This window comes from Nonomuraea sediminis (genome assembly GCF_018531495.1).
Lineage (GTDB): Bacteria > Actinomycetota > Actinomycetes > Streptosporangiales > Streptosporangiaceae > Nonomuraea > Nonomuraea sediminis.
The window spans coordinates 262,668-288,755 of the sequence record NZ_JAHDTI010000010.1; the positions used below are offsets into that span (position 1 = coordinate 262,668).

A 26,088-nucleotide genomic window follows, 5' to 3' on the forward strand; every position below is an offset into this window, starting at 1 on the left:
GGCTATGGGCATCGACACCTTGGGGTTGCGGGAACAGAAGAAGCGGGAGACCAGGCAGGCCATCTCTGACCACGCTACCCAACTCTTCCTGCAGCGCGGCTTCGACAAAACCACCATCGCCGACATCGCCAACGCGGCGCGCGTGGCCAAGATGACCGTCACGAACTACTTCCCGCGCAAGGAGGACCTGGCGCTCGACCACCACGAGGCGTTCGTGGCGAGCCTGGCCGACGCGGTCGGCGACCGCGCTCCCGGCGAGTCGGCCCTGGCGGCGGTGCGCCGGGCCTTCATGGAGGCGCTCGAGCGGCGCGATCCGGTGATCGGCTTCACCGGGCGCGAGTTCGCCCGCATGATCGCCGACAGCCCGACGCTGGTGGCCCGCCTGCGCGACCTGCACGAGCAGCGCGAAGCCGCCCTCGCCGCGGTCCTCGTCCACGAGCTCACCCCCTCGAGCACTTCCGCTATTCCGGGCGGTCGAACCTCTCCAGGTACGGCGGGCCCCCGGGGACCCGTATCCCCATCCCCGGATGCTCCCGAACCCGGGTCACCTCTTAACGCTCCCGGAGCGGAAACCGTTACCGCCCGCGCCGTGGCCGCCCAGCTCGCCGCCACCGGCCGCCTCCTGTTCCGCGAGCTCCAGACCCGCACGCTGGCAGGCGAATCCCCCGACACCATCGCCGCCGCCCTCCAGCCCATGGCCGAGCAGGTCTTCGACCTCCTCGAACCCTCCATCGGCACCTACGCCACCCGTTGACCCCATCGGCCGCGTTCCTGTCTCAAACACCCGCTCCGCCGGGGGCCACCGCCTGCTCCCGCAGAGCCTGGATCAGCGTCGTGACCTGGGGGTGGTCGCGGCGGCGGCCGATCGTGGCAACACCGATGTGCCGGGTCGGAGCCGGCGGCTCGATCGGGACGGTGCGCAGGCCGGGCACGTCCGGCATCAGCGCGATGGAGGGAATCAGCGAGATCCCCATGCCCGCGGCGACGAGCGAGCGGGCGAAGAAGTAGTCGGTCGTCGTGCCGCGCACCTCCGGGTCGAAGCCCGCACGCTCGGCGTAGCGGCGCAGGTAGGCCTCGGTCTTGAGGCAGCCGAGCACCCAGGGCTCGGCCGCCAGATCGGCGATGTCGAGCGCGTCGCGGTCGGCCAGCCGATGCCTCTCCGGCAGGACGACGTGCAGAGGGTCTTCCATGAGCGCAGTCCACCGCATGCCGGAGTTCTGGCCCAGCTGACCGGGCAGCGGGCCGTCGAAGTGGTAGGCGAGGGCGAGGTCCACGGCGCCCTGGCGGACGAGGGGCAGGCTGTCTTCTGGCTCGCCTTCCCTGACGTGGAGCACCGTGTCGGGATGGGCCGCCGTCAGCCGGGCGAGGGCCCCGGGCAGCAGGAGCCTTCCGCCGCTGCTGAACGTCGCGACGGTGAGCTGGGTGCGGCCGGTCCCGAGCCGGTCGACCTGCTGCTTCGCGTGTTCGAGCTCTGCGGCGACCGACTCGGCGGCGCCGACCATGATGCGGCCGGCCTGGGTCAGGGTGACCCCGCGGGTGCTGCGCGCCACGACCTGGGCGCCGAGGCTGCGCTCCAGGGCAGCCACGTGCTGGGAAACGGCCGAAGGGGTGAGGTGGAGGGCCGTCGCCGCCTGATTGAAGCTGCCGTGCTCCGCCACGGCCCGCAGGACGCGCAGCCGCTGTACTTCGATCAACAGTATTCCTTAATACGTTTCCAGTAAGTCGGCCATTCTGCTGGTGACCGTAGGTGGCCAGGATGGGGGCATGCAAGAGATCTGCGTCATCGGCGGCAGCCGGTACTTCGGCAAGCTCCTGGTCCAGCGGCTGCATGCCGCGGGACACCGGGTCACTGTGGTCAACCGCGGCTCCACCCCGCCGCCCCACGGTGTCGAGCACCTCGTCGCCGACCGCAACGACGAGGCCGCCCTCACCGCCGCCATCGGTTCCCGCACCTTCGACGTTGTCGTCGACCAGGTCTGCTACACCCCCGTGCAGGCCGCGATCGCCGCCCGCGCCTTTCACGGTCGTACCCGGCGTCTCGTCATGACGTCAACGATCGAGGTGTACGACCCGGCGACCGCCGCGCTGCCGTCCGTCCCGCATGGCACCGCGGTGCCGGAAGGGATCGTGGACCCGGCCGCCTGGCTGGTTCGGATGGACCTGCCCTGGCACGACGACGCCTACCTGGAGGCCCACTACGCCGAGGGCAAGCGCCAGGCGGAGGCCGTCTTCGCCCGGGACGGCGGGTTCGACTTCGCCTCCGTGCGCAGCGCCCACGTGCTCGGCGGCGGCGCGCAGGAGTTCACCGGCCGGCTGGCGCACTACGTCGAGCGCATCGCCCGCGACGAGGAGATCGCCGTGCACGCCGAGGCGCTGCCCACCGTCTTCATCCACTACGAGGAGCTGGCGGACCTGCTGCTGTGGGCGGCCACGACCGCCGGCTTCACCGGTCCGATCAACGCCTGCTCCGACGGCCTGCTCGACGTACGCGACCTGGCCTCGGCCATCGCCGCCCAGACCCGGCGTGAGCCCGTGTACCGCGTCGTCGGCGCGGGCGAGACGGCCTCGCCGTTCTCCTTCGACCGCCACTACGCCATGAGCAATGCCCGCGCGAAGGAGCTGGGCTTCGGCTTCGCCCGCACCGCGGACTGGCTGCCCGGCGCCGTCGCCGAAGCCATCACCCCTACTGCCTGAGGAACAGACCTGCCATGCAGTACCGCACCATCGGAGACACCGCCGTCAGCGCCGTCGGCCTGGGCGCGATGCCGCTGTCCATCGAGCACCGCCCCGACGAGGCGCGGGCCGTCGCCACCATCCACGCCGCCCTCGACGCCGGGGTCACGCTCATCGACACCGCCGACAGCTACCACTGGCACGCCGGCGAGACCGGCCACAACGAGCTGCTTGTCGCCCGAGCCCTGGCCGGCTACGGCGGCGACACCTCCGGCGTCCTGGTCGCCACCAAGGGCGGCCGCGGTCGCCCCGGCGACGGCAGCTGGACGGTCACCGGCAGCCCCGCCCACCTCAAGCGCGCCGCCGAGGCTTCCAGGCGCCGGCTGGGCGTCGAGGCCATCGGCCTGTACCAGTTGCACAAGCCGGACCCGGCCGTGCCCTGGGCCGACTCCGTCGGCGCGCTGCGCGAGTTGCTCGACGCCGGCACGATCCGTGCCGCCGGGATCTCCAATGTGACCACTGACGAGATCCGCGAGGCGCACGCGATCCTCGGCGACGGGCTCGTGTCGGTGCAGAACCAGTACTCGCCCGCCGTGCGCACCAGCGAGGCGGAGCTACAGCTGAGCGCACAGCTGGGCCTGGCCTTCCTGCCCTGGAGCCCGCTGGGCGGCATCTCCCGCAGCTCCCTCGACGGGCCCTCGGGCCCGACCTCGGCGGGCACCGCGTTCCACCGGATCGCGGCGGTCCACGGTGTCAGCCCGCAGCAGATCGCCCTGGCCTGGCTGCTGTCCCGCTCCCCGACGGTGATCCCGCTGCCGGGAGCCAGCCGTCCGGCCTCCATCCAGGACTCTGCCCGGGCCGCGGAACTCAAGCTGAGCGAGGCAGAGCTGTCCCAGCTCGAGGACGCCCTGCCAAGCTGAACCGACGCCGCACGACCGTGACCCTGGACCGCCGGTTGCCGCCGTGCAAGCGCGCCGGCGACCGCCGTGCCACGTCTCGCCGACCCGGCGCGAGAGACGGGCCGTACTCCGGGCCGCGTTTCGCCTCTCAGCCGTCGGGGCGCGTCCCCGGAGTGCCGGTGGCGCGCCATACGAAGGCGCCGGTGGCCCGTCATACGAGCGCGCCAATGGTCGCCGTGCCACGTCTCGCCGGCCCGGCGCGGGAGGGGGCCCGTGCTCCGGGCCGCGTTTCGGTCGTCGGGGCGCGTTTCCGGAGTGCCAGTGGTCCGTCGTACGAGGATGCCGATGGCCGCCGTGTCTCGGAGCACGTCGCAGGAGTGGCGGTGCGCGCCGTATGAGGATGCAGCGTCTCGGGGGGACGGCGTAGGCGGGGTGGGCGGGGTCGTGTGGATCAGGGGGAATGGGTGGAGACGAAGGTGTAGGACTCGGCCAGGAGGGGTTCCCAGGAGGCTTGGGTGGTGATGGCTACCCATTCGCGCATCTTGCGGTTGCCGGAGGTGAAGATGTGGGCTTCGCCGTCGGTGACCAGGGCGGTGACGCGAGCGGCCGGGAGTTTGAGTATGAGCCGGTCCTGGGAGACGAAGGCGAAGAACTTGCCGTTGACCTTGAGGCCTTCGGCGTGCAGCATGCGCCCGGTGCTCACCGCGGGCCTGATGAGGTATTCCTGCATCAGGTCATCGAAGAGCTCCTGTGTGGTTGCCATGCGATGTTCCCTCCAGACACGCCCGCGAACGCCAGCAGCCGCTCCCCCTCGGCGGCCAGTTCGTCCATCGCCGCAGGGGGCAAGGGGTGGAAGGGCCGGAGGGTCAGCGTGGCCTCCTTAAGGTCCCACATGCCACCGACAATTCCGTCGACCAGGAACGTGGGGTACACCATCGAGCCGACGCAGATCTCCTTGCGCTGATCCGTGGTCATCAGCCGGGAGCGGTCGTGGAAGGCCACGATGAGGTTGTCGAAGTAGGGCAGGAACCGGACTGGCGCGGGGGCGTCGGCGGAGGCCAGCGGCGCATCGGGCAGGTCATACAGGACACGTCCAGAAATATCGTGGTAATGGCGGAGCTGCATCCCCTCGACGACGGACCGCAGCCGCGTCAGGCCCGACCACGCCTGGATGTCCATGACACTGGCCGGCCCGAAGGCCGCCAGGTAGCGCACGACCAGCCGCTCGACGGATGGCGACGCCGACAGCGACCGCCCGAGCCACTCCTCGGCCAGCGTGAAGGGCGTACCGCCGCCCCGGTTCCAGATCCCGGACGGAGGCGTGTGGATCACCGCGAGCAGCGCCTGCACCGACCACCCGAGCGCCGCCGGATCCACCGAGGGCCACTGCGGCGCCAGCAGGTCGCGCAGCTGGGTGCGGGTCAGCGTCCGCCCCCGCAGGTGCTCGCGCGCCGCCCGCGCCAACTCGGCCAGGTCGACCGAGCGGGTCTCCTTGCCGAAGGCCGCCTGCCGCCCCTTGCCGAGGCGTTCCTGCATCAGCGGCCGCACCCACAGGTAGTCCTCGGCCCCGACCAGGTGCTGGGTGCCGCGCAGGAGCCCGCCCCGCACGACCTGCTTGCCGTACAGCAGGTCGATCAGCTCGTCCTGGGTGAAGGACGACAGTCGCGTCCACAGCCCGACATAGGGGGCGTTGGTGTCCTGGGCCTGCAGCGCGACGAGGCGCTCGACGGCGGCCATCGGCGACAGGTCCGCGCGGCGCAGCAGCAGCTGCCGTTCCAGCGTGGTGCGGTTGAGGGTGCGGGTGCTCAGCTCCATGCTGCGAACGCTACGGCCTATCGCGGCAAGGTTCATTCCGCGATGAGCAGCAGCTCGTCGAGTGACGAGCGCAGGTATCCGGTCAGCTCCCAGGCGTCGGGCACCATCTCCCGGTCGGTGACGACGCCGATGTCCAGGGACCCGTTGTAGGAGAAGGCGGTGATGTTGACCCCGCCGCTCACGTCGGTGATCACCGAGACCGGGTAGTGGGTCAGCAGCCGCGCCCCGCACACGTACAGCGGGAACTGCGGCCCCGGCACGTTGGAGATGGCCACGTTGATCGGCGGCGCCGTCTGCCCGACCAGCCCGAAGGCCGAGCGCGAGGCCAGCCCCATGAGCGCGGCGGGCATCGACTCGCTGAACTCCCGCAGCCACCGGGCGGGCGCCAGCGAGAACCGCTCCTTGATCCGCTGCATGGCCTGCCGTACCTGCCGCAGCCGCTCGACGGGATCGTCCACCTGTACGGCCAGCGGCGCGGTCATGAAGGCGACCTGGTTGCCGCCGCCGACGCCCGCCTCCCGCAGCGAGAACGGGATGCCCGCCACCAGCGGCTGAGCCGGGACACCGCCGTGGGCGGCCAGCCAGCGCCGCAGCGCCCCCGCGCACACCGCCATCACCACGTCGTTGACCGTCGCCTCGAACGCCTTGCGCACCAGCTTGATCTCATCCAGCGGCAGCGACACGAACGCGAAACGCCGGTGCGCCGAGACGGGACCGCTGAAGGGCGTGCGCGGCGCGGGCAGCGACGGCAGCCCGGGCGCCTCCCCCGACCCGGCCAGGCGTCTGGCCAGCCCGGACACCAGCCGCGTGCCGGGCATCCAGGACACCACCGGGATCTCGTCCAGATGCGGTAATGCCCGGGCGGCGAAGCGGACGGCCTGGGCGGGGTTGGCGCCCAGCCGGATGAGGGCCCGCCCGAGCATCTCGAGCCGGTCGGGCGGCGGCTCGTCGCGTTCAGGCTCACCGTCGCGCAGCGCGGGCACGGGGGTGAGGTCGAGCAGCGCGGCCAGCACGTCTGCCCCGCCGACGCCGTCGACGGCGGCGTGGTGGATCTTGGTGTAGAGGCCCATGCGGCCGCCGGACAGGCCGTGGATCAGGTCGATCTCCCACAGCGGCCGGTTGCGGTCGAGCCGCCGGGCGTGCAGGCGGGAGATCTGCTCGGCCAGTTGCCGGTCGTCGCCGGGCGGCGGCAGCCCGATCTCGCGCACGTGGTAGTCGAGGTCGAGGTCGTCCTCCTGCACCCAGTAGGGGTGGTCGAGTCCGAAGGGGACGGGCGCGAGTTTGCGCCGCATCGCGGGGACGTGGGGCAGGCGCTGTTCGAGCAGCGCCTGCAGGTCGCTGCGGTTGACGTCGCCCTCCAGGATGGCCAGCCCGGCGATGTTGGCCACGTTGGTGGCGGTCTCGAAGTGAAGGAACTGGGCGTCCAGGGGGGTCAGCTGCGGCATGGGGCACCTCCGCCACGAACAAACCAGACTCAGCCCACCACTTCAAGGCCGAAGTCGGCGGCGTCGGGCTCGGCGAAGCGCAGCGCGCGCAGCCCCTCCTCCTCCAGGTCGGCGACCTTGACCGGCACGAACGGCGTCAGCAGCAGCCTGGCCTTCTTGCCCGAGCGTTTGATCTGCCAGGTGCCCGCCGCGAACCCGTCGACCAGGAACACCGCCCTGACCCGCAGGTTCTTGGTGGTGACCTCGCCCTTGAAGGCGTCGTCGAGCACCCGGGTGCGGTCGGCGTGGCCGAGCACCAGGTTGTCGAAATCGGGCAGGAACCGCACAGGAGCGGGCACGTCGCCGCCGGGCCGCGGCGCGCCGGGCAGGTCGAACAGCTCCCGCCCCGCCGAGTCCTGCAGGGCCACGAGCCGGTCGCGCATGCCGTACACGATCTTCTTCATGGCGCCGACGCCGGAGAAGGCCTGCACGTCGGCGGCGGTGGCGGGGCCGAAGGCGGCCAGGTAGCGCTCGACGAAGGCCTCCAGGTCGGGCGCGGCCATCGGCACCCCGGGCAGACCGAAGGCCGACTCGCGCGGGAACCCCCACCGGTCGTCGGTGGGCACCATGACCAGCGGCGTCAGCATCCGCACCGCGTAGCCGAGCGCGCGGTCGTAGGCGTCGGGGAACTCCTCCTGCAGCCGGGGCCGCAGCTCGTTGAAGGTGTGCGGCCGCTCGGCCAGCAGGCGCAGCGCGGCCTGCACCACGGCGTCGGAGTCGAGCTCGTCGAAGCGGCGCATGGCGGCCTCCAGCATCGTCTGAAGGACAGGCCGGAACAGCGCGAAATCCTCGGCGAGCGCCATGTGCAGGGTGCCGCGGAACAGGGTGCCGCGCACCACCTGGCCGGAATGCAGCGCGCCGTGCAGATCCTCCCGCTCGAAGGAGGACAGGCGGGCTGCCAGCGCCAGGTAGGGCGGGCGCGGCTCCTGCGCCTGCAGCGCGACCAGCCGCCGCACCGCCGACGGCACGTCCAGCTCGTGCCGCTCGAGCAGCAGCTGGCGGGCGAGGGTGGCGCGGTTGAGGTCCCTGAGCGTGAGCATGAGGCCCATCCAACCAGGGGAGGCTGACAAGTATGCGTTTCCCCATTGAAGAGGTTCGCGCCGCTTATCCAGCTCTGTCCGACGGCTACGCCTACCTCGACGGCGCGGCCGGAACCCAGACCCCGACCCCGGTGATCGAGGCCATCGCCCGCGCCTACCGCGAGGGCATCGGCAACGTCGGCGGCGCCTTCCCTGCCAGCGGGCGCTCCGACGCCATCGTCGCCGAGGCCCGCAGGGCCGTGGCCGACCTGGTCGGCGGCGACCCGCGCGGCGTGATCCTCGGGCCGAACATGACCACGCTCACCTACCGCCTCTCGCGCGCCCTGGTCGGCCCCGGCGACGAGGTGGTGCTGTCGCGGCTCGACCACGACGCCAACGTGCGGCCCTGGGTGCAGACCGGCGCCACGATCCGCTGGGCCGAGGTGGACACCGTCACCGGCGAGCTGCCGGTCGAGCAGTACGGCGAGCTGATCGGCCCGCGCACCAAGCTGGTCGCGGTGACCGCGGCGAGCAACGTGCTCGGCACCCGCCCCGACGTGGCCGCCATCACCGACCTCGCGCACCGGGCGGGCGCGCTGACCTACGTCGACGGCGTGCACGCCACCGCACACGGCCCGGTCGACGTGCGCGAGCTTGGCGCCGACTTCTACGCCACCAGCGCCTACAAGTGGTCGGGCCCGCACATCGGCGCCGTGATCGCCGACCCGGCGCTGCTGGAGACCGTCCGCCCGGACAAGCTGGCCTCCTCCTCAGACGAGGTGCCCGAACGGTTCGAATGGGGCACCAGCGCCTTCGCCGACCTGGCCGGGGTGGCCGCCGCCGTCGACCATCTGGCGGGCCTCGTCGAAGCGTCCGGGACGCGGCGCGAGCGGCTGCTGGCCTCGATGGCCGCCGCGGAGGCCCACGAGCTGGCCCTGTTCGACCTGCTGATCGAGGGCCTGCAGACCTTGCCGCACGTCACGCTGTACGGCAAGCCGGCGCGGCGCACGGCCACCGCCTACTTCACCGTGGCAGGCCGCACGCCACGCGAGGTTGCCGAGCATCTGGCCGGGCTCGGGGTGAACGTGTGGAACGGCCACAACTACGCCTGGGAGCTGACCGGCGCGCTGGGCATCCGCGAGACGGGTTCGGCCGTGCGCGCCGGGCTGGTCCACTACAACGACGCCTCGGACGTGGAGCGGCTCCTCGAAGGCGTCAGATCCATCCCTCGATCGAGGCCATGAAGCCGGCGAAGTCGTCGCGGTGCACGCAGTGGCCGGCACCCTTGACCGTGCGGATCTCGAAGCCGCGCCGCGACAGTTCGTCGGCCGCGTCCGGCTTGATGGTCAGGCTGGGGTCCGCCAGCTGCACCAGCGACGGCACGATGGCGGTCCGGGGCAGGTAGTCGCCGTCGAAGCCGCGCACGCCGTCCAGGAACGTGGGGTCGAACAGGGCGAACCCCGCCAGTTCGGCCTCCACGTCGGCCTGCGACCAGCGCGGGTTCATGGTCTTGACGCTGTCCTCGGTGGCGGTGGTGACCATGTGCTTCATGAAGGCCATCGCCTCGGCGGGGACGGCGTCGAGGGTGAAACCGGGGTCGGAGTAGACGGCCTTGCTGGGCCGCAGCCGCTCGACGGCCAGCGCCAGCGACAGCCCGCCGAGCGAGTGGCCGATCGCGACGTCGGCGCCCTGGGGCAGGTTCTCGGCCAGGTCGTCACCGAGCAGCTCGGCCTGGTACTCGCCGCGCGGGCTGAGGCCGTGGCCGCGCAGGTCCGGTGCGACGACGCGGTAGCCGCGGGCGATCAGCTCGTCCTCGACGGCGTGCCAGGTGCGGTGGTCGGACATGCCGCCGTGGATGAGCAGCGCCACCTTCTCGCCGTCGCCGCGCTCGTGCACGTTGAGCTTCACGGAATTACCTCCTCAGGGTTTATACGTATAACCGAACCTTACTCTGCCGAGGAATGAACTGCGCCCCGCCGGTGCTGTGCAGGAGCGCAACGTTCCTGAGGAAAGGCTTGTCACCATGTCCACCCAGGCCGACGCGGCCCGTCTGCTGGTCAGGGCCCTGGAGGCGGAGGGCGTCGAGTACGTCTTCGGCATCCCCGGCGAGGAGAACATCCACTTCGTCGACGCGCTCAACGACTCCTCCATCCGCTACGTCCTGGTCCGCCACGAGCAGGGCGCGGCGTTCATGGCCGAGATGTACGGCAGGCTGACGGGGAAGGCGGGTGTCGCCTCGGCCACCCTCGGACCCGGCGCGATCAACCTGCAGCTGGGCGTGGCCGACGCCACGACCAACTCCACGCCCGTGGTCGCCATCACCGCCCAGGTCGGCCTGGACCGCATCTACAAGGAGTCGCACCAGGTGGTGGACCTGGTGTCGCTGTTCCGCCCGATCACCAAGTGGGCCGAGCTGGTGCCCACGGCCCAGGCGCTGCCGGAGATGATCCGCAAGGCGTTCAAGACCGCACAGACCGAACGGCCCGGCGCGGTCTACCTGGCCATCCCCGAGGACGTCGAATCCGCCTCTGTCCCCGACGACCTGCGTCCCCTGCCGGTCAACGTGGTGCGGGCGCAGGATCCCTCGCCGTCGCAGATCGCCCGCGCCGCCGACGTGCTGACCACGGCCCGCCGCCCGATCATCCTGGCCGGGCACGGCGCCACCCGCGCCGGCGCCTCGCACGCGCTGGTGCGCTTCTCCGAGCAGCTCGGCCTGCCGGTGGCCACCACGTTCAACGGCAAGGGCGTCTTCCCCGACGACCACCGCAACGCGCTCGGCGCGGTCGGCTTCATGCGCCACGACTACGTCAACTTCGGCTTCGACGAGGCCGACGTGCTGATCAGCGTCGGCTACGAACTGCAGGAGTTCGACCCCGTCAAGATCAACCCGCACCGGGACAAGCAGATCATCCACATCCACCAGTTCCCCGCCGAGGTCGACGACCACTACCCGGTGTCGGTCGGCATCCAGGGCGACATCTCCCGCTCGCTGCACGCGCTGGGCGAGGCCGTACACCGGCGTTTCGAGATCAACGGCACGGGCGAGAAGATCCGTCAGATGATCGCCGGCGAGCTGTCCTCGGGCGCGGTCGACGACCGCTTCCCGATGTCGCCGCGGCGCGTGGTGTCCGACATCCGCCAGGCGATGCGGCGCGAGGACATCGTGCTGGCCGACACCGGCGCGGTGAAGATGTGGATGGCGCGCATGTACCCGACCTACGCGCCCAACACGATGCTGGTGTCCAACGGGCTGTCGTCGATGGGCTTCTCGGTGCCGGGCGCGCTGGCGGCCAAGCTGGCCCTGCCCGACCGGCGCGTGCTGGCGGCCACCGGCGACGGCGCGTTCCTGATGAACTCCCAGGAGATCGAGACCGCGGTCCGCGAGCGCGTCCCCTTCGTGATCCTGGTCTGGGTGGACGACGCCTACGGACTGATCGAATGGAAGATGGACCTGGAGCTGGGCCGCAACTCCAACATCGCCTTCGGCAACCCGGACTTCGTCAAGTACGCCGAGAGCTTCGGCGCCAAGGGCTACCGCATCACCGCGGCCGCCGACCTCCTGCCCACCCTCCGCAAGGCCCTGTCGGACGACACGGTCTCGATCATCGCCGTTCCGGTCGACTACACCGACAACCTCGCCCTCACCACCAAACTCGGCGACCTCACCGGCCCCTTCTGACACGGTTCCCCGCGGGCACCGTACGGGGCGCTCGGACAGCCGTGAAGACGCACAGCGAAAGCCAGCACCCTGTACGGCGGGCCCCCGGGCGGCGTGCGGCGGAATGTCCTGTACGGCTAGCCACCACGGGCACCGCGTCGGCGGGACGTCGTACGGCGCAGCCCCCTGGTAGGCGCCGCAGCAGCGTGTGGAGCATGTCGTCGGTGATGACGGCGGGTCGCCCGCCGCGGAAGTGTCGCGGTCAGCGCACGAGGGGGAGGAAGATCGTGTCGACGATCTCCTCGAGGACGTGGTCGGGCACGGGGGCGAAGGCCACGAGGATTTCGTGGCGCAGCAGGTCGAAGGGGAGGGACTTGATGCGTTCGCTGAGGTGTTCCGGCTTGATCTCGCCGCGTTCGACGGCGCGGTCGAAGAGCACGTCGGCGGTGTTCTCGCGCGCTGTGGCGAGAAGGTCGCCGGGGCTGGTGCCCGTCTCCTGGTAGTAGCCGGCCAGGTGCACGTTCATGACGGTGATGAGCTGGGCGCGGGTGGAGTTGATCGTCCGCATGAGGGTGAGGACGTCCTCGCGCAGGCTCCCGGTGTCGGGGACGTCGATGCGGGACCGCTCCAGGACGTGGGCGATGGCCGCCCGTACGAGCTCGTCGCGGTCGGACCAGCGGCGGTAGAGCACGGGAGGGCTGGTGCCGGCGCGCTGGACGACGGCGTCCATGGTGAATCTGGCGTAGCCGTTGGCCGCGAGTTCTTCCCAGGCCGCATCGAGGAGCGCCTTCTCCAGTGCCGGTCCGCGGCGTCGCTCGGGCATCCACACTCCATTAGATAGATTTGCCTATCTTATCTCAGCGGCCTACTCTGAGGATCTCAAGATAAGCCACTCTATCTAAAGGAGGTGGCCGTGAGCACTCCCAACGCGCCCGCGGCGCCGGACTCCGACCGCGTCGACCCTGCCGTGTGGCGCCTGGCCTTCACGGTCATCGTCGGCGCCCTCGCCGTCGTCTTCGACACCACCATCGTCACCGTCGCCATCAACGACCTGGCCAAGGACCTGGGCGCTCCGCTGTCCACGATCCAGTGGGTGAGCACCGCCTACCTGCTGGCCGTGTTCGTCACCATCCCCCTCGCCGGATGGGCCCAGTCCCGGCTCGGCGGCAAACACCTGTGGATCGCCGCGCTGGGCATGTTCCTGCTCGGCTCGGTCCTGTGCGCGCTGGCGTGGAACGTGGCCAGTCTCATCGTCTTCCGCGCCGTCCAGGGCATCGGGGGCGGCATCATGATGCCGCTCATGGTCACGCTGGTCATTCAGGCCGCCAAGGGCCGCAACATCGGCAAGGTCATGGCCACCGTCACCCTGCCCACCGCGCTCGGCCCCATCCTGGGCCCGGTCCTGGGCGGCATCATCCTGAGTCTGGCCGACTGGCGCTGGACCTTCTTCGTCAACATTCCCTTCTGCGTCGTCGGCGGCTGGCTCGCGTGGCGCAACCTGCCCCACGACCGTCCCGCGCCCGACCGCCCCCGCTTGGACATCGTCGGCCTGCTCCTGCTCTCCCCGGGGGTCGCCGCCATCATCTACGGACTGTCCAGGGTCGAGGGCAGCTCAGGCTTCACAAGCACCGAGGTACTCGTGCCGCTGGTCGGCGGGCTCGCCCTGGCCGGCGGCTTCGCCGCCTGGGCACTGCCGCGCGCGGGCGCGCTGGTCAACCTGCGGCTCTTCCGCCACCGCGCGCTGGCCTCCTCCGCCACCCTGACCTTCCTGGCCGGCACCACCCTGTACGGGGCGATGCTGCTGCTGCCGCTGTACTGGCAGCAGGTCCGGGGCGAGGACGCGCTCGGCGCCGGACTGCTCCTCATCCCGCAGGGCGTCGGCGCACTCATCGCACGCACCCGGGCCGGCGACTACACCGACCGGATCGGCCCGCGCTGGGTCGCCTTCGCCGGATTCGCTCTCGCGACCGCGGCCACCGTGCCGTTCTTCGTCGCCACCCCCGACACCAGCGAGGTGCTGCTCATGGCCGCACTGCTCGTGCGCGGCATCGGCATGGGCGCTGCCATGATCCCGCTCAACGGCGCCGCGTACTTCGGTCTGGGACACGGGGAGATCCCCGACGCCAGCATCATCACCCGTGTCGCCCAGCAGGTCGGCGGCTCGGTGGGCATCGCCGTCCTCGCCGTCATCCTCCAGCGCACCACCGACGGCGCCCACACCCCGGGCGCCGTGTCCGACGGCTTCGGCGCCGCCTTCTGGTGGGCGGTCGCCTTCACCGCCGTGGCCGTACCACTCTGCCTGCTCCTACCCACCCGCCCCAACCCACAGACCCCAACCGACAAGCCCGAACCCGAAAGAGCCACCTAGGGACGCGCCTTTCCGATCATCCGAGACGGGCCACCGACCATGTTCCGACGAGCCCCCGAGACCTACAGCGGGCCCCGACAGGCCCCGCGTCGGCGGGACGTTGTGCGGCGGAAGCCGACGCCCTCGTACGGCGAGCCACCCACCGGCGCCGCGTCGGCGGGACGGTACACGGCGGAAGCCGACGCCCTCGTACGGCGGGCTACCCGGGGCCGTGGTGCCCGGATTACGTAGCGCCGTGGCGGCGGGAAAGCGGCATCGACTCGCCGGAAGCGCCGGGCGCGGGTCCTCAGCCGAAGTGCGGAGGGCGGCCGGGAGCGGCGGCTCGCCGTACACGAGACCAACGAGTCTCTACCCGAGGGGCAATATGATCGACCCCGTGACGGTGCCCGCTGTGCAGATGCCCGCACCCGCGGTGGAGCCGGCGCGCGACCCCTATCACGTCTACCTGGACTCGCTGACCAGCCCCGAGTCCCGTCGCACCATGCGCGGCTGCCTCGACAGGCTGGCCAAGCTGCTGACCGGCGACGAGGCCGCGACGGGCGCGGGCCAGCCGTGGCATCTGCTGCGATACGAGCACACGGTCCGCATCCGCAGCCTGCTGACCGATCAGGGATGGTCGCCCGCTTATGTCAACAAGCATCTGGTGGCGTTGCGGCGCGTGCTGAAGGAGGCCTGGCGGCTCGGCCAGACCAGCTCCGAGGACTACGCCCGCGCCTCCGACCTGGCCCCGGTGCGCCAGACGCGGCTGCCGACCGGCCACCACGTGGCCAAGGAGGTGGTCGGCGCCGCGCTGTCCACGTGCGACGACTCCACCGCCGGGATCCGTGACGCGGCGCTGATCGCCACGCTGTACTCCACCGGGTGCCGCCGCGCCGAGCTGGCGGGGCTGATGCTGGCCGACTACGATCCGGGCGCCCGTTCGCTGCGGGTGCGCGGCAAGCGCGACAAGGAACGCCTGGTCTACCTCACCACCGACGCGATCGGCCTGCTCGAACGCTGGCTGGCGGTGCGCGGCGGCAGCGCGGGCCCGCTGTTCAGCCCGATCAGCAAGGCGGGCAGGATCCGTCCGCGGCCGCTCAGCGGGCAGGGCATCGCCGACATCCTGTCGCGCCGGCTGGGCGAGGCGGGTGCGAGCCGCCGTACGGCGCACGACTTCCGCCGCACCTTCATCGGCGAACTGCTGGACGCCGGCGTCGACCTGGCGACCGCGCAGGCACTGGTCGGCCACTCCTCCCCCGCGACGACGGCCCGCTACGACCGCCGCCCCGAACGCACCCGCCGCGAGGCCGTCGACCGCCTCACCCTGCCCCCCGCCCGCCCCCTCGCCTGACCCCCAGTCACCTCCCCTCCTGCCCCAGTCACCTCTCCTGCCCTCGTCACGTCTCCTGTCGTCGTCGCCTCTCCTGTCGTCGTCGCGTTTTCTGTACGGCGAGCCCCCGCCACCGGCCGCCCTCCGCACTTCGGCTGAGGACCCGCGCCCGGCGCTCCCGGCGAGTCGATGCCACTTTCCCGCCGATACGGCGCTGCGTGTCCCGGGCACCGCGGCCCCGTGTGACCCGCCGTACAGGGGCGCCGATCTCCGCCGTACAACGTCTCGCCAACACGGCGCCCGGCGGTGCTCGCCGTAAGCCTCGGCCTCGGAGACCCGCCGCACAAGGCGCCGAATTTCACCGCACGATGTCTCGCCGACGCGGCGCCGGTGGGTGGCTCGCCGTACAGGGCGCCGACTTCGAAGCTCGGTGATCCCCCGTGCGAGGCGGCGTGGTCCCCCGTGCGGGGGAGGAAGGGGTGGCGATGTCCCTGGGAGGGTGGCGGGGTGACTGAGGAGCCGCGCCATGCCGTCGCATGATTCGTCGTCGTCCAAGGGCCTGGAGATCCAGCGGACGTTCAACAAGATCACTGACTACTACGACCGGATGAACAGCCTCATGACGCTGGGACGGCATGCCGCCTGGTGCCGTGAGGTCGCGGTGCGTACGAAGGTCCCCGCGGGTGGGAGCATGCTCGACGTCGCCACCGGGACTGGTGTCATCGCTCTTGCCGCACTGAAGAAGTATCCGGACTCGACCATCTACGGTGTCGATTTCTCGGAGCGGATGCTTTCGGAGGCGGCGAGCAAACCTGGGGCCTCCGCCGTCAGGTGGCAGCACGCGGATGCGAACGAGCTGCCCTTCGGCGATGAGTCCTTCGATGCCATCACGCATGGGTATCTCCTGCGCAATGTCGAAGATGTCGAGCGCGTGCTCGAAGAGCAGTACCGGGTGCTCAAGCCCGGGGGCCGGGTCGTCATTCTGGAGACTTGCCCACCTCGAGGGCTGCTCCGATACCCAGTGACGCTGGGCGTTCGGGTCTTGATTCCCCTGCTCGGCCAGGTAGTCGCCCGTGATCGTGAGTCATACGCATACCTGCAGAAATCCACGCTCGGATTCATGACCCCGAACGAGGTCGTCACGATCCTTCGCCGGGTCGGCTTCGCCTCCATATCGTGGCGGAAGAAGTTCTTCGGCACCCACATGATCATCTCAGCCCAAAAACCGTAGCCTGTACGGCATGCCGCCGCTCCCGGCCGCCCTCCGCACTTCGGCTGAGGACCCGCTCCCGGCGCTTCCGGCGAGTCGATGCCCCTTGCCCGCCGATACGGCGCTCCGTAGTCCGGGCACCACGGCCCCGTGTGGCCCGCCGTACGAGGGCGCCGACTTCCGCCATATACCGTCCCGCCGACGCGGCGCTGTGGTGACTCGCCGTACCGGGCGCCGCCGCGGCGCCCGGCGTGGCTCGCCGTAGGCCTCGGACTCAGAGGCCCGCCGTACCGGGCGCAGGCTTCCGCCGTACAACGTCTCGCCGACCCGGCGCCTGTGGTGACTCGCCGTAGGCCTGCGTGGCTCGCCGTACAGAGCACCGACGTTCGTCGTGCGCCTTCCCGTAGACCCTGCGTCTGGGGACGCCGGGCCAACCAGGCCGGCGTCCCCGGGATGCCCGCCGTACATCCCTGCCCCGAGGGCTAGTCGAGGGCGCCGAGGGTGATGCCTTCGATGACGTGGCGTTGGGCGGTGAGGGCTACCAGGAGGACGGGGACGATCGTGATGAGGGAGGCGGCCATGATCAGGTTGTACTGGGTGGTGAACTGGCTCTGGAAGACCGACAGGCCCTGGGACAGGACCGACATGTCGGTGGTGTTGACGACGATCAGCGGGAACAGGAAGTTGTTCCAGTTCTGCAGGAACAGGATGATGGCCAGGGCCGCGACGACGGGCCGGGCCAGTGGGGCGTAGACGCGGAAGAAGACGCGCGCCTCGGAGGCGCCGTCCATGCGGGCGGCCTCCCCCAGTTCGCGGGGCGTGCCGAGGAAGAACTGGCGGAACAGGAACGCGCCGAGCGCCGAGGCGATGTTGGGGACGATGAGCCCCTGGTAGGTGTTGAGCCAGCCGAGGTCGCCGAGCAACTGCGACATGGGCACGATGATGGCGCTGAAGGGCACCATCAGCCCGCTGAGCGCCACCAGGAACAGCGGCCGCTTGGCGGGGAAGTCGAGCAGGGCGAAGGCGTAGCCGGCCAGCAGCCCGCTGGCGAGCTGCCCGGCGGTGGCGGCCACGCCGAAGATCGCGGTGTTGAGGAACCAGCGGCCGAAGGGGGCCTGTGACAGGGCGCGGCCGATGTTGGACGAGTCGGGGTGCTCGGGCCACAGCGGCGCGGCCGGGTTGATGATCTCGGCGTCGGTTTTCAGCGCGCTGAGCAGCATCCACACCAGCGGGAAGGCGACGATGAGGACGGCCAGAGCGAGCAGGACGTAGACGAGCAGACGGCTAGCGCGCACGGTCCACCCGCCCGATGAGCCAGATCTGGCCGAGGGTGATCAGCAGCGACAGCAGGAACAGCACCACGCCCATGGCGTTGGCGCGGCCGGTGTCGAACTGGACGAATCCCTCGTTGTAGACGTAGTAGAGGGCGGTCCGGGTGGCGCCGTCGGGCCCGCCCTGGGTGAGGACGTAGATCTGGGTGAAGGTCTGCAGCCCGGTCAGGGTGGTGACGACCCAGATCAGCAGGGTCTGGCGGCGCATCATGGGCCACTGGATGCTGGTGAAGCGGCGCCAGGCGCCGGCGCCGTCGACGCTGGCGGCGTCCAGCACGTCGCCGGGCAGCGATTTGAGGGCGGCCAGGTAGAGGATGACGTTCTGTCCGAAGAACTGCCACGACCCGAAGCTGAGTACGGCCAGCAGCGCCAGCCCGGGCGTGGACAGGAAGTCGGCCTGCGGCAGGCGGACCAGGCTGAGCAGCCGGTTGATCAGCCCGAACTGGGGCGCGAACATGTTGGCCCAGATGAGCGCGGTGGCCACGACGGGCACGACGAGCGGGATGACGAACGGCGCCCGCAGCCGGGCCACGCCGGGCGCCTTGGAGTTGAGCAGCAGCGCGAGCGCGAGCCCGGCTCCCATGGTGAGGACGACGAACCCGGCGGTGTAGACGGCGGTGACGCCGAGGGCGTGGCCGCCGCCCTCGGCGAGCATCTGCCGGTAGTTGTCCAGCCCGACGTACTGCGGCGAGGCGTCGAACACCCCGCCGCCGTACAGGCTGCGCCAGATGAGCATGGCCAGCGGGATGAGGGAGAAGGCCACCGTGAGCAGCACGGTGGGCGCGACGAAGGCGTAGGCCAGCGCCCAGGTGCGGTAGCGCCGGCGCATCAGCCCAGCTTCTTCAGCGCCGCATCGCCGTCCTGGGCGGCCTTGGCCAGCGCCTCGGCGGGGGTCTTCTGGCCTTTGAGCGCGGCGTTGATCTGGGTCCACAGGCTCTGGGAGATCGCGTCGTAGGCGGGGGTGATGGGGCGGACCTTGCCGGTCTTCTCGGCTTCGGCGAACACCGGGTAGGTGGGGTTCTTGGCGATGTGGTCCTTGAGCACCTGCTGGTCGAGCTGGGCGGGGTCGGAGGGCAGGCCGCCGTTCTTGGCGGCCAGGTAGGCGCCCTGGGCGGGGGTGGTGAGGAATTTCAGGAATTCCAGGCCCGCCTTCTCGGCCTGCTCGTCGGTCTTGAGCAGGGCGGCCACGCCGATGCCCATGCTGGTGGAGGTGCCGGCGGCGCCGGCGGGCATGGGGGCGACGCCGAAGTCGATGCCGGCCTTCTCGAACGTGGGCACCGCCCACTGGCCGTTGACGATCATGGAGACGGTGCCGCTGGCGAAGGCGGGCGCGCCGTCGAAGCTGCCGGCCTGGGCGTAGCTGGTGCTGGGGGCGGCCTTGTTCTTGATCAGGTCGGCCCAGGTGGTGAGCGCCTTGACGCCGGCGGGGCTGTTGAAGGCGGTGGCGGTGCCGTCGGCGGTCAGGAACGAGCCGCCCTCGGCGTAGAGCATGGGCTCCCAGGCGAAGGAGATCCACTCGGACTCGCCGAGCGGGACGTAGAAGCCGTACTTGTTCTTGGCCGGGTCCGACAGCTTCTTGGCGTAGTCGGCCAGCTCGGTCCAGGTCTTGGGCGGGTTCTGCAGGCCGGCGTCGGCGAAGGCCTTCTTGTTGTAGAACAGCACGATGTCGCCGACGCCCGCCAGGGCGATGCCCAGCTGGTGGCCCTTGTAGAACAGCGAGTCCTTGATGCCCGGGTACAGGGCGTTGGTCTCGGCGGTGAGCTTGCCGTCCAGCGGGACGAGTTTGCCGCTCTGGGCGATCACGGGCAGGTCGGAGGGGTTCTGGGTGAGCAGGACGGTCGGCTGGGTGCCGTTCTTGACGGCGGCGATGACCTTGGGCAGGTACTGGTCGGAGCTGGCGATGTACTGGCCCTTGGCGTGCATGCCGGGGTGGGCCTTGTCGAAGGCGGCGTCGATCTCGGCGATCTGGTCGGGCTGCCAGCCGCTGGTCCAGTAGGTGAACGTGCCGCCCTGGGCGCCGCCGGTGCCGCTCGATCCGCCGCAGGCTGCGGCGGTGAGGACGAGGCCGAGCGTGGCGGCGGCTCCTGCGACCTTGTTCCTGATCATCATCCGGTTTCGTCTCCTTGCGGCGAAGCGGGCTCGGCTGGGAGCCATGATAACCAAGTTAATGAATCGGTAATGCGGGGATGATGTGGTGATCTGCTGCACACCAGGTAAGTGATCTTTCCCGTTCAAGTCAACAGCTGAAGAGATGTACGGCGAGGCCGCCGCCCCCGGCCGCCCGCCGCACTCCGGCTGAGGACCCGCGACCGGCGCTCGCGGCGAGTTGGTGACGGTCGCCCGCCGCCACGGCGCCTCGACCCGCGGGCACCGCGGTCCCGCCAGGCCTGCCGTACCGGAGGCAGGTCAGGGAAGGCGCAGCAGGGCGAAGGCGCGGTCGGCCTCCGCGCTCGCCTCGGCGGTGACCTGGGCCAGGGGGCGCCCGGCGGCCAGGGCCTGATGGTTGCGCCGGGCCAGGACCCGCAGGGTGGCCTGGACGTGGGCGGCGAGCAGTTCGGCGGCGAGCCGGTCGGGCGCGGCGGGCATCACCCCGGCCAGCGCGTCGGCCAGGGCACGCTCGGCCTCGGCCATGTAGTGGTGCAACCGGGCGGCCAGGCTCGGGGTGTCGAACACCATCCGGTGGAAGGCCATCACCTCGGGGGTGTCGTTCAGCCCGGTGACCGGGTCGTTGCGCCGCAGCCCCTGCTGGAAGTGGGCGTGCAGCGCCTGGATCGGGTCGCCCCCTGCGGCGGCCACGACGCGGGCCGACTCGTCCTGGTGGTCGGCGATGCGGTGCAGGACCAGGTCCTCCTTGGTGGGGAAGTACTTGAACAGCGTCGGCTTGGACACCCCGGCGGCCGCGGCGATCTCGGTGACGGGCACCTGGTCGAAGCCTCGCTCCAGGAAGAGCGCGATGGCCGCGGCGGAGATGGCGTCATGCTGTCGGCGGCGCTGCTGCTCGCGTAGTCCGGTCATGCCCACAATGTTAACCTGGTCAAAGTCTTAACCGAGTTAACACATGGGGGACTGGATGCTGGAGGAGGAGCGCGCCTACGTCGAGGTGTGCCGGGCGGGCCTGCGCCGGATGCTGCGGGGCGCCCGCGACAACGTGATCATCGGCGAGACCGTGGCAGGCGACCGCTACAGCGCCGAACGGCTCGGCCGCCACCTCAAGAGCCTGGCCAAGCAGCTCGGCGAGGAGCCCGACGGGCCGCCCTTCTTCGGCCGGCTGGACTTCACGCCCGCCTCCGAGCACCACGGCCGCGCCTACCACATCGGGCGGCGCCACATCCCCGGCGAGCACGGCGGCCCGCCCGTGGTCATCGACTGGCGGGCGCCGGTGTCGCGGGCCTTCTACCGGGCCAGCGCGCGCGAGCCGATGGGCGTGGCGGTGCGCCGCCGCTTCGGCTGGTCGCACCTGTCGCTGACCGGGTTCGAGGACGAGCGGCTCGGGCAGGGCGAGCAGCGCGACAGCGAGATCCTGGCCGCCGAGATCGAACGGCCGCGGGTGGGCCCGATGCGCGACATCGTGGCCACCATCCAGCCCGAGCAGGACGAGCTGGTGCGCGCCGGGCTGGAGGCGACGATCTGCGTGCAGGGCGCGCCGGGCACCGGCAAGACCGCGGTGGGCCTGCACCGGGCCGCCTACCTGCTGTATGCGCACCGGCAGCGGCTGGAGCGGCGCGGCGTGCTCATCCTGGGGCCCAACCCGACGTTCCTGCGCTACATCGAGCAGGTGCTGCCGGCCCTGGGCGAGGTCGACGTCGAGCAGACCACCCTGGAGCGGCTGCTGGGCGCCACGGAAGTCGGGGCCGCCGACACGGCCGAGGCCGCGGCGGTCAAGCACGACGCCCGCATGGCCGAGGTGCTGCGCCGGGCGCTGTTCGGCCGCATCGGCAAGCCGGTCGAGCCGCTGGCGGTGCCCGACGGCTCCTACCGGTGGCGGGTGGAGGAGGACGAGCTGCGCCGCATCGTCGACGACACCCGGCGCGAGGGCCTGCCGTACGGGGTGGGGCGCGAGCGCGTGCGGGCCCGGGTCGTGGAGCGGGTGCGCAGGCAGGCCGAGCTGCGCGGGCAGAGCACGGGCGCCACCTGGGTCAAGCGGATCGGCAGGGGCGTGACCCCGTTCCTGGATGCCGTCTGGCCCGCGGCCCGGCCGGAGCAGGTGCTGGCCGAGGTGCTGTCGGGCCCGGCCGACGACGGGATCCTGGACGCGGCCGAGCGGCAGGCCATCACCTGGGCCAGGCCGCCGCGCACGGCCGCCGGCGCCCGATGGTCGGCCGCGGACCTGGTACTGCTCGACGAGCTGGCCGGGCTCATCGACCGGCCGCGCGGCTACGGCCACGTCATCGTCGACGAGGCGCAGGACCTGTCGCCGATGCAGTGCCGGGCCATCGCCCGCCGCAGCGAGCACGCCTCGCTGACGGTGCTGGGCGACCTGGCGCAGGCCACCACGCCGTGGGCGGCGCGCGACTGGCGCGAGCAGCTGGCCGCGCTCGGCAAACCCGGCGGGCGGGTGGTGGCGCTGACCACCGGGTTCCGGGTGCCCGGCGCGGTGGTGGACCTGGCCAACCGGCTGCTGGCCAGGCTGGAGGTCGACGTGCCGCCGACCCGCTCGTACCGCTCCGACGGGCTGCTGCGCCTGACCCCCGCCGCCGACCTGGACGCCGCGGTGGTCGCCGCGGCGTCGCAGGCGCTGGCCTTCGAGGGGTCGATCGGGGTGATCGCCGCCGACGACAGGGTGGAGCCGCTGACGGAGGCGCTCTGGGACGCGGGGCTCGAGCTGGGCGAACGCCTGGCCGTGGTCGGCGCGTCCGCGGTCAAGGGGCTGGAGTACGACCACGTGATCGTGGCCGAGCCCGCCGCGATCACCGGCGCCGGGCCGCGCGGCCTCAACCGGCTGTATGTGGCGCTGACGCGGGCGGTGTCGCGGCTGGAGGTCGTGCACGCCCTGCCGCTGCCGGCCGAACTGACCAGGTGAGGCCGCCCCAGGTCCTTGATCGTTGATACCGTGGCCTCGGCCGCCCGGCCAGGGTCCGCCTTCCCCCTCATGAGATCCTGGCCGGGTGCTTCCCCCACCCGAGCGGCTGCGCGAGGTCGTCACCGCCAACCTGGCCGCCTTCCCCGTGCGGCGGGCACCGGTATCCGACGGGCTGCGCCGTGCCGCGGTCACCGTGTGCGTGCTGGAGGATCCGCACGGCCTGCCGTACACGATCCTCATCAAGCGCGCCCCGCGCGGCCGCAACGCCGGGCAGTGGGCGCTGCCGGGCGGGCGGCTGGACGACGGCGAGGAGCCGGTGCAGGCGGCGCTGCGCGAGCTGGCCGAGGAGACCTCGGTGCGCGACGTGCGGGTGGCGGGGCTGCTGGACGACTTCGTGACCGACTCGGGGTTCGTCATCACCCCGGTGGTGGCCTTCGGCGGGGCGCAGCGGCCGGTGGCCGATCCGCGCGAGGTGGCCTCGGTGCACGCGGTGACCCTGGAGCGCTTCCTGGCGCCGGGGGTGCCGCGCTGGCGCGGCGGGCTGCTGCAGATGCCGCTGGGCCCCGGCATCGTGGTGCACGCGCCGACCGGCGCGATTTTGTGGCAGTTCGCCGAAGTGGCGCTGCGAGGCCGTGAGCTGCGCGTTCTCGACGTGGAGCAGCCCCGGTGGACCAGAACGTGACGCAATCTTGGGCCGGGATGGAATACGTGCCGGTGGATGTCCGTTAGAGTCAAGTGGCCGATGTGGTTTGTGTCCCCCGGGCCGCAAATTACCGCCTTCACGGAATACCGTTCGGCTGGAGCCGTGTTGTGCCTCTCGCCGAGGAGGCGACCGCCACATCGGCCTTAAAGGCTTCTCAGGCGCCCCGCCGTCAGGCGGGGCGCCTGCTCTATGGTGGGGTGCGCCCGTCCGAGGAACGTCCAGGAGAGCCTGTTGCTATACCAAGTGGTCAAGTCCGTCGCCACGCCGCTGGCCCACGCGATGTGCCGCCCGCACATCTCCGGCGCGGCGCACGTGCCCAGGCGGGGCGGGGCGATCCTGGCCGCCAACCACCTGTCGGTGATCGACTCCTTCCTGCTGCCGGCGCTGCTGCCGCGCCACGTCACCTTCACCGCCAAGAACGAGTACTTCTCCGGCAACCCGCTCTCCCAGTTCTTCATGCGCCTGGGCGGCAGCCTGCCCATCGACCGCGACAGCGCCCACGCCGCGCAGGCCATGCTGGACGCCGCCGCCGACCTGCTGGAGCGCGGCGAGCTGTTCGGCATCCACCCCGAGGGCACCCGCTCGCCCGACGGCCGCCTGTACCGCGGCAAGATCGGCGTGGCGTGGCTTGCGCTCAAGACCGGCGCACCGGTGCTGCCGGTGGCCCTCAGCGGCACCGAGAAAGTCCTGCCGCTCGGGGCGAAGGTTCCGCGACCCGCCCGGGTGGGCATCACCATCGGCAAGCCGATGACCTTCGACGGCGACCACGCCAGCGCCCGCGACCGGCGCCGCGTCACCGACGAGATCATGGCCGCCATCCAGGAGCTGTCCGGTCAGGAGTACGTGCCCGCCTACGCCGCGAGCGTCAAAGCGTCGGGCGGTATGACCTGATCTGTCGCTAAGCTCGGGGATCCGTCAACGTTCAGGGGGCTGACCAGTGGCGCGAGGCCGCACCATCGCGATCGTGTCCGGCGCCGTCGTGCTGGTGGTGGGGGCCGCCGCCGGCGGCGCCTACTACGTGCTGCACACCCGCGGCACGCCCGCCGAGACCGCCGCCCGCTTCGCCGCGGCCTGGCAGGCGGGCAACGACACCGCCATGACCGCCGAACTGACCCGCCCCCAGCCGCTTGCCGCCTACGACCAGATGCGCACCGCGCTGGCCGTGCAGACCACCACGGTCGCCCTCGGCAAGGTCACCGAGGGCGACGGTACGGCCAGCGTCCCGTACACCGCCACGCTGCGCCTGCGCAACCTCGGCGAGTGGAGCTACCAGGGCGCCATCGACCTGAAGGTGGCCGACCGCACCTGGAAGGTCGACTGGAGCCCCAAGACCCTCTACCCCGGCATGACGGCCGGGCAGAGCTTCACGCTGAAGACCCGCTGGCCGGCGCGTGCCGGCATCACCGACGCCGGCGGCACCCGCATCGACGACGGCACCGCGGGCGGCTCGGTCCAGCAGCTGGTCGGCTTCCTGGACAAGGCCACCAAGAAGGACGTGGCCAAGCTCGGCCCCTCCTACAAGGTGGGCCAGGCCGTCGGCCGCGGCGGGCTGCAGGAGACCTTCCAGCAGCGCCTGGCCGGCACCCCCACCACCGACATCCAGCTGGCCGGCAAGACGCTGCACACCATCGAGGGCCACGACGGCAAGGACGTGCGCACCACCCTCGACCCGCGCGCCCAGGCCGCCGCCGTGGCCGCGGTCAAGGACATGAAGAAGCCCACCTCGATGGTGGCCATCAAGCCCGAAACCGGCGAGATCCTGGCCGTGGTCAACAACCAGGGCGGCTTCAACCGCGCGCTGGACGGCCGCTACCCGCCCGGCTCGACCTTCAAGGCCGTCACCGCGCTCGGCCTGCTCGGCGCCGGCCTGTCCCCCACCGACAAGGTCACCTGCCCCCAGTACGCCACCGTCGGCGGGCTGAAGATCCAGAACTCCGAGAAGGAGGAGTTCGGGTCGCTGACCTTCTCCGACTCCTTCGCCTACTCCTGCAACACCACCTTCGCCCCGCTGGCCGAGCAGAAGCTGGGCGCCGCCAAGCTGCTGGCCGCCGCCGAGCAGGTGGGCTTCAACCAGCCGCTCAACATCGGCGTGCCGGCCACCAAGCCCAGCTTCCCCAAGGCCACCTCCGACTCCGAACTGGCCGCCGAGGCCTTCGGGCAGGGCCGCATCACCGCCAGCCCGCTGACCATGGCCTCGGTCGCGGCCGCGATCGCCTCCGGCACCTGGCGCCCGCCCACGCTGGTGCCCGACCTGAAGCAGAAGGCCGAGCCGCGCGAGCTGCCCGCCGAGGCCGTCGGCGAGCTGCACTCGATGATGTCGGCGGTGGTCACCAAGGGCACCGCCAAGTCGGCCGGGCTGCCGTCGGGCACGCGCGGCAAGACGGGCACCGCCGAGTTCGGCACCGGCGACAAGCTCGACACGCACGCCTGGTTCATGGGGTTCAAGGGGGACGTGGCCTTCGCCGTGGTGGTCGAGGCCGGGGGTACCGGGGGTAAGGTGGCGGCTCCGGTGGCGGCCGCGTTCCTTCGGGGCTTGTAGGCGGGACACGCCGATTTTGGGCGGCATGCCGTACTTGACCCTTTTATTTCGGACAGTTTT

23 protein-coding genes are annotated in these 26,088 nt (G+C 71.3%); 12 read left to right on the top strand and 11 right to left on the bottom strand.

Features of this window, described 5'->3' with window-relative positions; all coding sequences use genetic code 11:
* Nucleotides 1-4: 4 nt before the first annotated feature.
* The gene (locus KIK09_RS35860; RefSeq protein WP_214323887.1) at nt 5-754 is read left to right on the top strand and encodes a TetR/AcrR family transcriptional regulator; all 750 of its coding nucleotides are present in this window, start codon (nt 5-7) and stop codon (nt 752-754) included.
* A 22-nt stretch (nt 755-776) separates the two neighbouring features.
* Here KIK09_RS35860 and KIK09_RS35865 read toward each other — a convergent pair whose 3' ends face one another.
* Nucleotides 777-1,694, bottom strand: coding sequence for a LysR family transcriptional regulator (locus KIK09_RS35865; RefSeq protein ID WP_214323888.1), 918 nt, complete (start codon nt 1,692-1,694; stop codon nt 777-779).
* A gap of 70 nt (nt 1,695-1,764) precedes the next feature.
* On the opposite strand from KIK09_RS35865, the gene KIK09_RS35870 reads away from it, so the two are divergent.
* Together KIK09_RS35870 and KIK09_RS35875 are read left to right on the top strand one after the other, a co-directional pair.
* Nucleotides 1,765-2,694: an NAD-dependent epimerase/dehydratase family protein gene (locus tag KIK09_RS35870; RefSeq protein WP_214323889.1), complete on the top strand. Its 930-nt coding sequence runs from the start codon at nt 1,765-1,767 to the stop codon at nt 2,692-2,694.
* Between the two features lie 14 nt (nt 2,695-2,708).
* Nucleotides 2,709-3,593 carry an aldo/keto reductase gene (locus KIK09_RS35875; RefSeq protein ID WP_214323890.1) on the top strand — a complete coding sequence of 295 codons (885 nt, stop codon included), beginning with the start codon at nt 2,709-2,711 and terminating at the stop codon, nt 3,591-3,593.
* 430 nt (nt 3,594-4,023) lie between these two features.
* Here the strand turns inward: KIK09_RS35875 and KIK09_RS35880 are convergent, their stop codons facing one another.
* Genes KIK09_RS35880 through KIK09_RS35895 form a run of 4 tightly spaced genes read right to left on the bottom strand, consistent with a single transcriptional unit; the run spans nt 4,024 to nt 7,911 of the window.
* On the bottom strand, nt 4,024-4,335 hold the full coding sequence (locus tag KIK09_RS35880) for a hypothetical protein (RefSeq protein ID WP_214323891.1): 312 nt from the start codon (nt 4,333-4,335) through the stop codon (nt 4,024-4,026).
* Complete coding sequence (locus tag KIK09_RS35885; RefSeq protein WP_214323892.1) at nt 4,302-5,387, bottom strand: winged helix DNA-binding domain-containing protein; 1,086 nt, start codon at nt 5,385-5,387, stop codon at nt 4,302-4,304. The genes KIK09_RS35880 and KIK09_RS35885 overlap by 34 nt, the downstream gene beginning before the upstream one ends.
* Nucleotides 5,388-5,419: 32 nt before the next feature.
* The gene (locus KIK09_RS35890) at nt 5,420-6,832 is read right to left on the bottom strand and encodes a WS/DGAT/MGAT family O-acyltransferase (protein ID WP_214323893.1); all 1,413 of its coding nucleotides are present in this window, start codon (nt 6,830-6,832) and stop codon (nt 5,420-5,422) included.
* A 29-nt stretch (nt 6,833-6,861) separates the two neighbouring features.
* Nucleotides 6,862-7,911, bottom strand: coding sequence for a winged helix DNA-binding domain-containing protein (locus tag KIK09_RS35895; RefSeq protein WP_214323894.1), 1,050 nt, complete (start codon nt 7,909-7,911; stop codon nt 6,862-6,864).
* Nucleotides 7,912-7,943: 32 nt separating this feature from the next.
* Between KIK09_RS35895 and KIK09_RS35900 the strand changes: the two genes are divergently transcribed.
* On the top strand, nt 7,944-9,134 hold the full coding sequence (locus KIK09_RS35900) for a cysteine desulfurase-like protein (RefSeq protein WP_214323895.1): 1,191 nt from the start codon (nt 7,944-7,946) through the stop codon (nt 9,132-9,134).
* Here the strand turns inward: KIK09_RS35900 and KIK09_RS35905 are convergent.
* The gene (locus tag KIK09_RS35905) at nt 9,106-9,798 is read right to left on the bottom strand and encodes an alpha/beta fold hydrolase (protein ID WP_214323896.1); all 693 of its coding nucleotides are present in this window, start codon (nt 9,796-9,798) and stop codon (nt 9,106-9,108) included. The genes KIK09_RS35900 and KIK09_RS35905 overlap by 29 nt on opposite strands.
* A gap of 115 nt (nt 9,799-9,913) precedes the next feature.
* Between KIK09_RS35905 and KIK09_RS35910 the strand changes: the two genes are divergently transcribed.
* On the top strand, nt 9,914-11,569 hold the full coding sequence (locus KIK09_RS35910) for an acetolactate synthase large subunit (RefSeq protein ID WP_214323897.1): 1,656 nt from the start codon (nt 9,914-9,916) through the stop codon (nt 11,567-11,569).
* A gap of 241 nt (nt 11,570-11,810) precedes the next feature.
* Here the strand turns inward: KIK09_RS35910 and KIK09_RS35915 are convergent, their stop codons facing one another.
* Nucleotides 11,811-12,371: a TetR/AcrR family transcriptional regulator gene (locus KIK09_RS35915; RefSeq protein WP_214323898.1), complete on the bottom strand. Its 561-nt coding sequence runs from the start codon at nt 12,369-12,371 to the stop codon at nt 11,811-11,813.
* Between the two features lie 90 nt (nt 12,372-12,461).
* On the opposite strand from KIK09_RS35915, the gene KIK09_RS35920 reads away from it, so the two are divergent.
* From KIK09_RS35920 to KIK09_RS35930, 3 genes are all read left to right on the top strand, one after another.
* Nucleotides 12,462-13,916, top strand: coding sequence for an MDR family MFS transporter (locus tag KIK09_RS35920; RefSeq protein WP_214323899.1), 1,455 nt, complete (start codon nt 12,462-12,464; stop codon nt 13,914-13,916).
* Nucleotides 13,917-14,292: 376 nt separating this feature from the next.
* The gene (locus KIK09_RS35925; protein WP_308164500.1) at nt 14,293-15,246 is read left to right on the top strand and encodes a tyrosine-type recombinase/integrase; all 954 of its coding nucleotides are present in this window, start codon (nt 14,293-14,295) and stop codon (nt 15,244-15,246) included.
* A 505-nt stretch (nt 15,247-15,751) separates the two neighbouring features.
* On the top strand, nt 15,752-16,456 hold the full coding sequence (locus KIK09_RS35930; RefSeq protein WP_214323901.1) for a ubiquinone/menaquinone biosynthesis methyltransferase: 705 nt from the start codon (nt 15,752-15,754) through the stop codon (nt 16,454-16,456).
* A gap of 461 nt (nt 16,457-16,917) precedes the next feature.
* Here the strand turns inward: KIK09_RS35930 and KIK09_RS60225 are convergent, their stop codons facing one another.
* From KIK09_RS60225 to KIK09_RS35950, 4 genes are all read right to left on the bottom strand, one after another.
* The gene (locus tag KIK09_RS60225; protein WP_214323902.1) at nt 16,918-17,730 is read right to left on the bottom strand and encodes a carbohydrate ABC transporter permease; all 813 of its coding nucleotides are present in this window, start codon (nt 17,728-17,730) and stop codon (nt 16,918-16,920) included.
* Nucleotides 17,720-18,595, bottom strand: a complete 876-nt coding sequence (locus KIK09_RS35940) for a carbohydrate ABC transporter permease (RefSeq protein WP_214323903.1) — start codon at nt 18,593-18,595, stop codon at nt 17,720-17,722. Before KIK09_RS35940 ends, KIK09_RS60225 begins: the two co-directional genes overlap by 11 nt.
* Nucleotides 18,595-19,875: an ABC transporter substrate-binding protein gene (locus tag KIK09_RS35945; protein WP_214323904.1), complete on the bottom strand. Its 1,281-nt coding sequence runs from the start codon at nt 19,873-19,875 to the stop codon at nt 18,595-18,597. Before KIK09_RS35945 ends, KIK09_RS35940 begins: the two co-directional genes overlap by 1 nt.
* A gap of 297 nt (nt 19,876-20,172) precedes the next feature.
* The gene (locus tag KIK09_RS35950; protein ID WP_214323905.1) at nt 20,173-20,781 is read right to left on the bottom strand and encodes a TetR/AcrR family transcriptional regulator; all 609 of its coding nucleotides are present in this window, start codon (nt 20,779-20,781) and stop codon (nt 20,173-20,175) included.
* Between the two features lie 43 nt (nt 20,782-20,824).
* Between KIK09_RS35950 and KIK09_RS35955 the strand changes: the two genes are divergently transcribed.
* The 4 genes from KIK09_RS35955 (at nt 20,825) to KIK09_RS35970 (ending at nt 26,028) form a co-directional block, all read left to right on the top strand.
* The gene (locus KIK09_RS35955) at nt 20,825-22,786 is read left to right on the top strand and encodes a HelD family protein (RefSeq protein WP_214323906.1); all 1,962 of its coding nucleotides are present in this window, start codon (nt 20,825-20,827) and stop codon (nt 22,784-22,786) included.
* An 85-nt stretch (nt 22,787-22,871) separates the two neighbouring features.
* Nucleotides 22,872-23,468, top strand: a complete 597-nt coding sequence (locus KIK09_RS35960; RefSeq protein WP_214323907.1) for an NUDIX hydrolase — start codon at nt 22,872-22,874, stop codon at nt 23,466-23,468.
* Nucleotides 23,469-23,717: 249 nt separating this feature from the next.
* On the top strand, nt 23,718-24,380 hold the full coding sequence (locus KIK09_RS35965) for a lysophospholipid acyltransferase family protein (protein ID WP_372455729.1): 663 nt from the start codon (nt 23,718-23,720) through the stop codon (nt 24,378-24,380).
* Nucleotides 24,381-24,453: 73 nt separating this feature from the next.
* Nucleotides 24,454-26,028 (top strand): penicillin-binding transpeptidase domain-containing protein, encoded by a 1,575-nt coding sequence (locus tag KIK09_RS35970; protein WP_308164502.1) that lies wholly within the window; start codon nt 24,454-24,456, stop codon nt 26,026-26,028.
* Nucleotides 26,029-26,088: the final 60 nt, after the last annotated feature.

Bases quoted from the DNA above. Each gene is read 5' to 3' on its own strand.
- KIK09_RS35860 (WP_214323887.1), top strand. From the start codon at position 5: ATGGGCATCGACACCTTGGGGTTGCGGGAACAGAAGAAGCGGGAGACC.
- KIK09_RS35870 (WP_214323889.1), top strand. From the start codon at position 1,765: ATGCAAGAGATCTGCGTCATCGGCGGCAGCCGGTACTTCGGCAAGCTC.
- KIK09_RS35875 (WP_214323890.1), top strand. From the start codon at position 2,709: ATGCAGTACCGCACCATCGGAGACACCGCCGTCAGCGCCGTCGGCCTG.
- KIK09_RS35880 (WP_214323891.1), bottom strand. From the start codon at position 4,335: ATGGCAACCACACAGGAGCTCTTCGATGACCTGATGCAGGAATACCTC.
- KIK09_RS35885 (WP_214323892.1), bottom strand. From the start codon at position 5,387: ATGGAGCTGAGCACCCGCACCCTCAACCGCACCACGCTGGAACGGCAG.
- KIK09_RS35890 (WP_214323893.1), bottom strand. From the start codon at position 6,832: ATGCCGCAGCTGACCCCCCTGGACGCCCAGTTCCTTCACTTCGAGACC.
- KIK09_RS35895 (WP_214323894.1), bottom strand. From the start codon at position 7,911: ATGCTCACGCTCAGGGACCTCAACCGCGCCACCCTCGCCCGCCAGCTG.
- KIK09_RS35900 (WP_214323895.1), top strand. From the start codon at position 7,944: ATGCGTTTCCCCATTGAAGAGGTTCGCGCCGCTTATCCAGCTCTGTCC.
- KIK09_RS35910 (WP_214323897.1), top strand. From the start codon at position 9,914: ATGTCCACCCAGGCCGACGCGGCCCGTCTGCTGGTCAGGGCCCTGGAG.
- KIK09_RS35915 (WP_214323898.1), bottom strand. From the start codon at position 12,371: ATGCCCGAGCGACGCCGCGGACCGGCACTGGAGAAGGCGCTCCTCGAT.
- KIK09_RS35930 (WP_214323901.1), top strand. From the start codon at position 15,752: ATGCCGTCGCATGATTCGTCGTCGTCCAAGGGCCTGGAGATCCAGCGG.
- KIK09_RS35940 (WP_214323903.1), bottom strand. From the start codon at position 18,595: ATGCGCCGGCGCTACCGCACCTGGGCGCTGGCCTACGCCTTCGTCGCG.
- KIK09_RS35945 (WP_214323904.1), bottom strand. From the start codon at position 19,875: ATGATGATCAGGAACAAGGTCGCAGGAGCCGCCGCCACGCTCGGCCTC.
- KIK09_RS35950 (WP_214323905.1), bottom strand. From the start codon at position 20,781: ATGACCGGACTACGCGAGCAGCAGCGCCGCCGACAGCATGACGCCATC.
- KIK09_RS35955 (WP_214323906.1), top strand. From the start codon at position 20,825: ATGGGGGACTGGATGCTGGAGGAGGAGCGCGCCTACGTCGAGGTGTGC.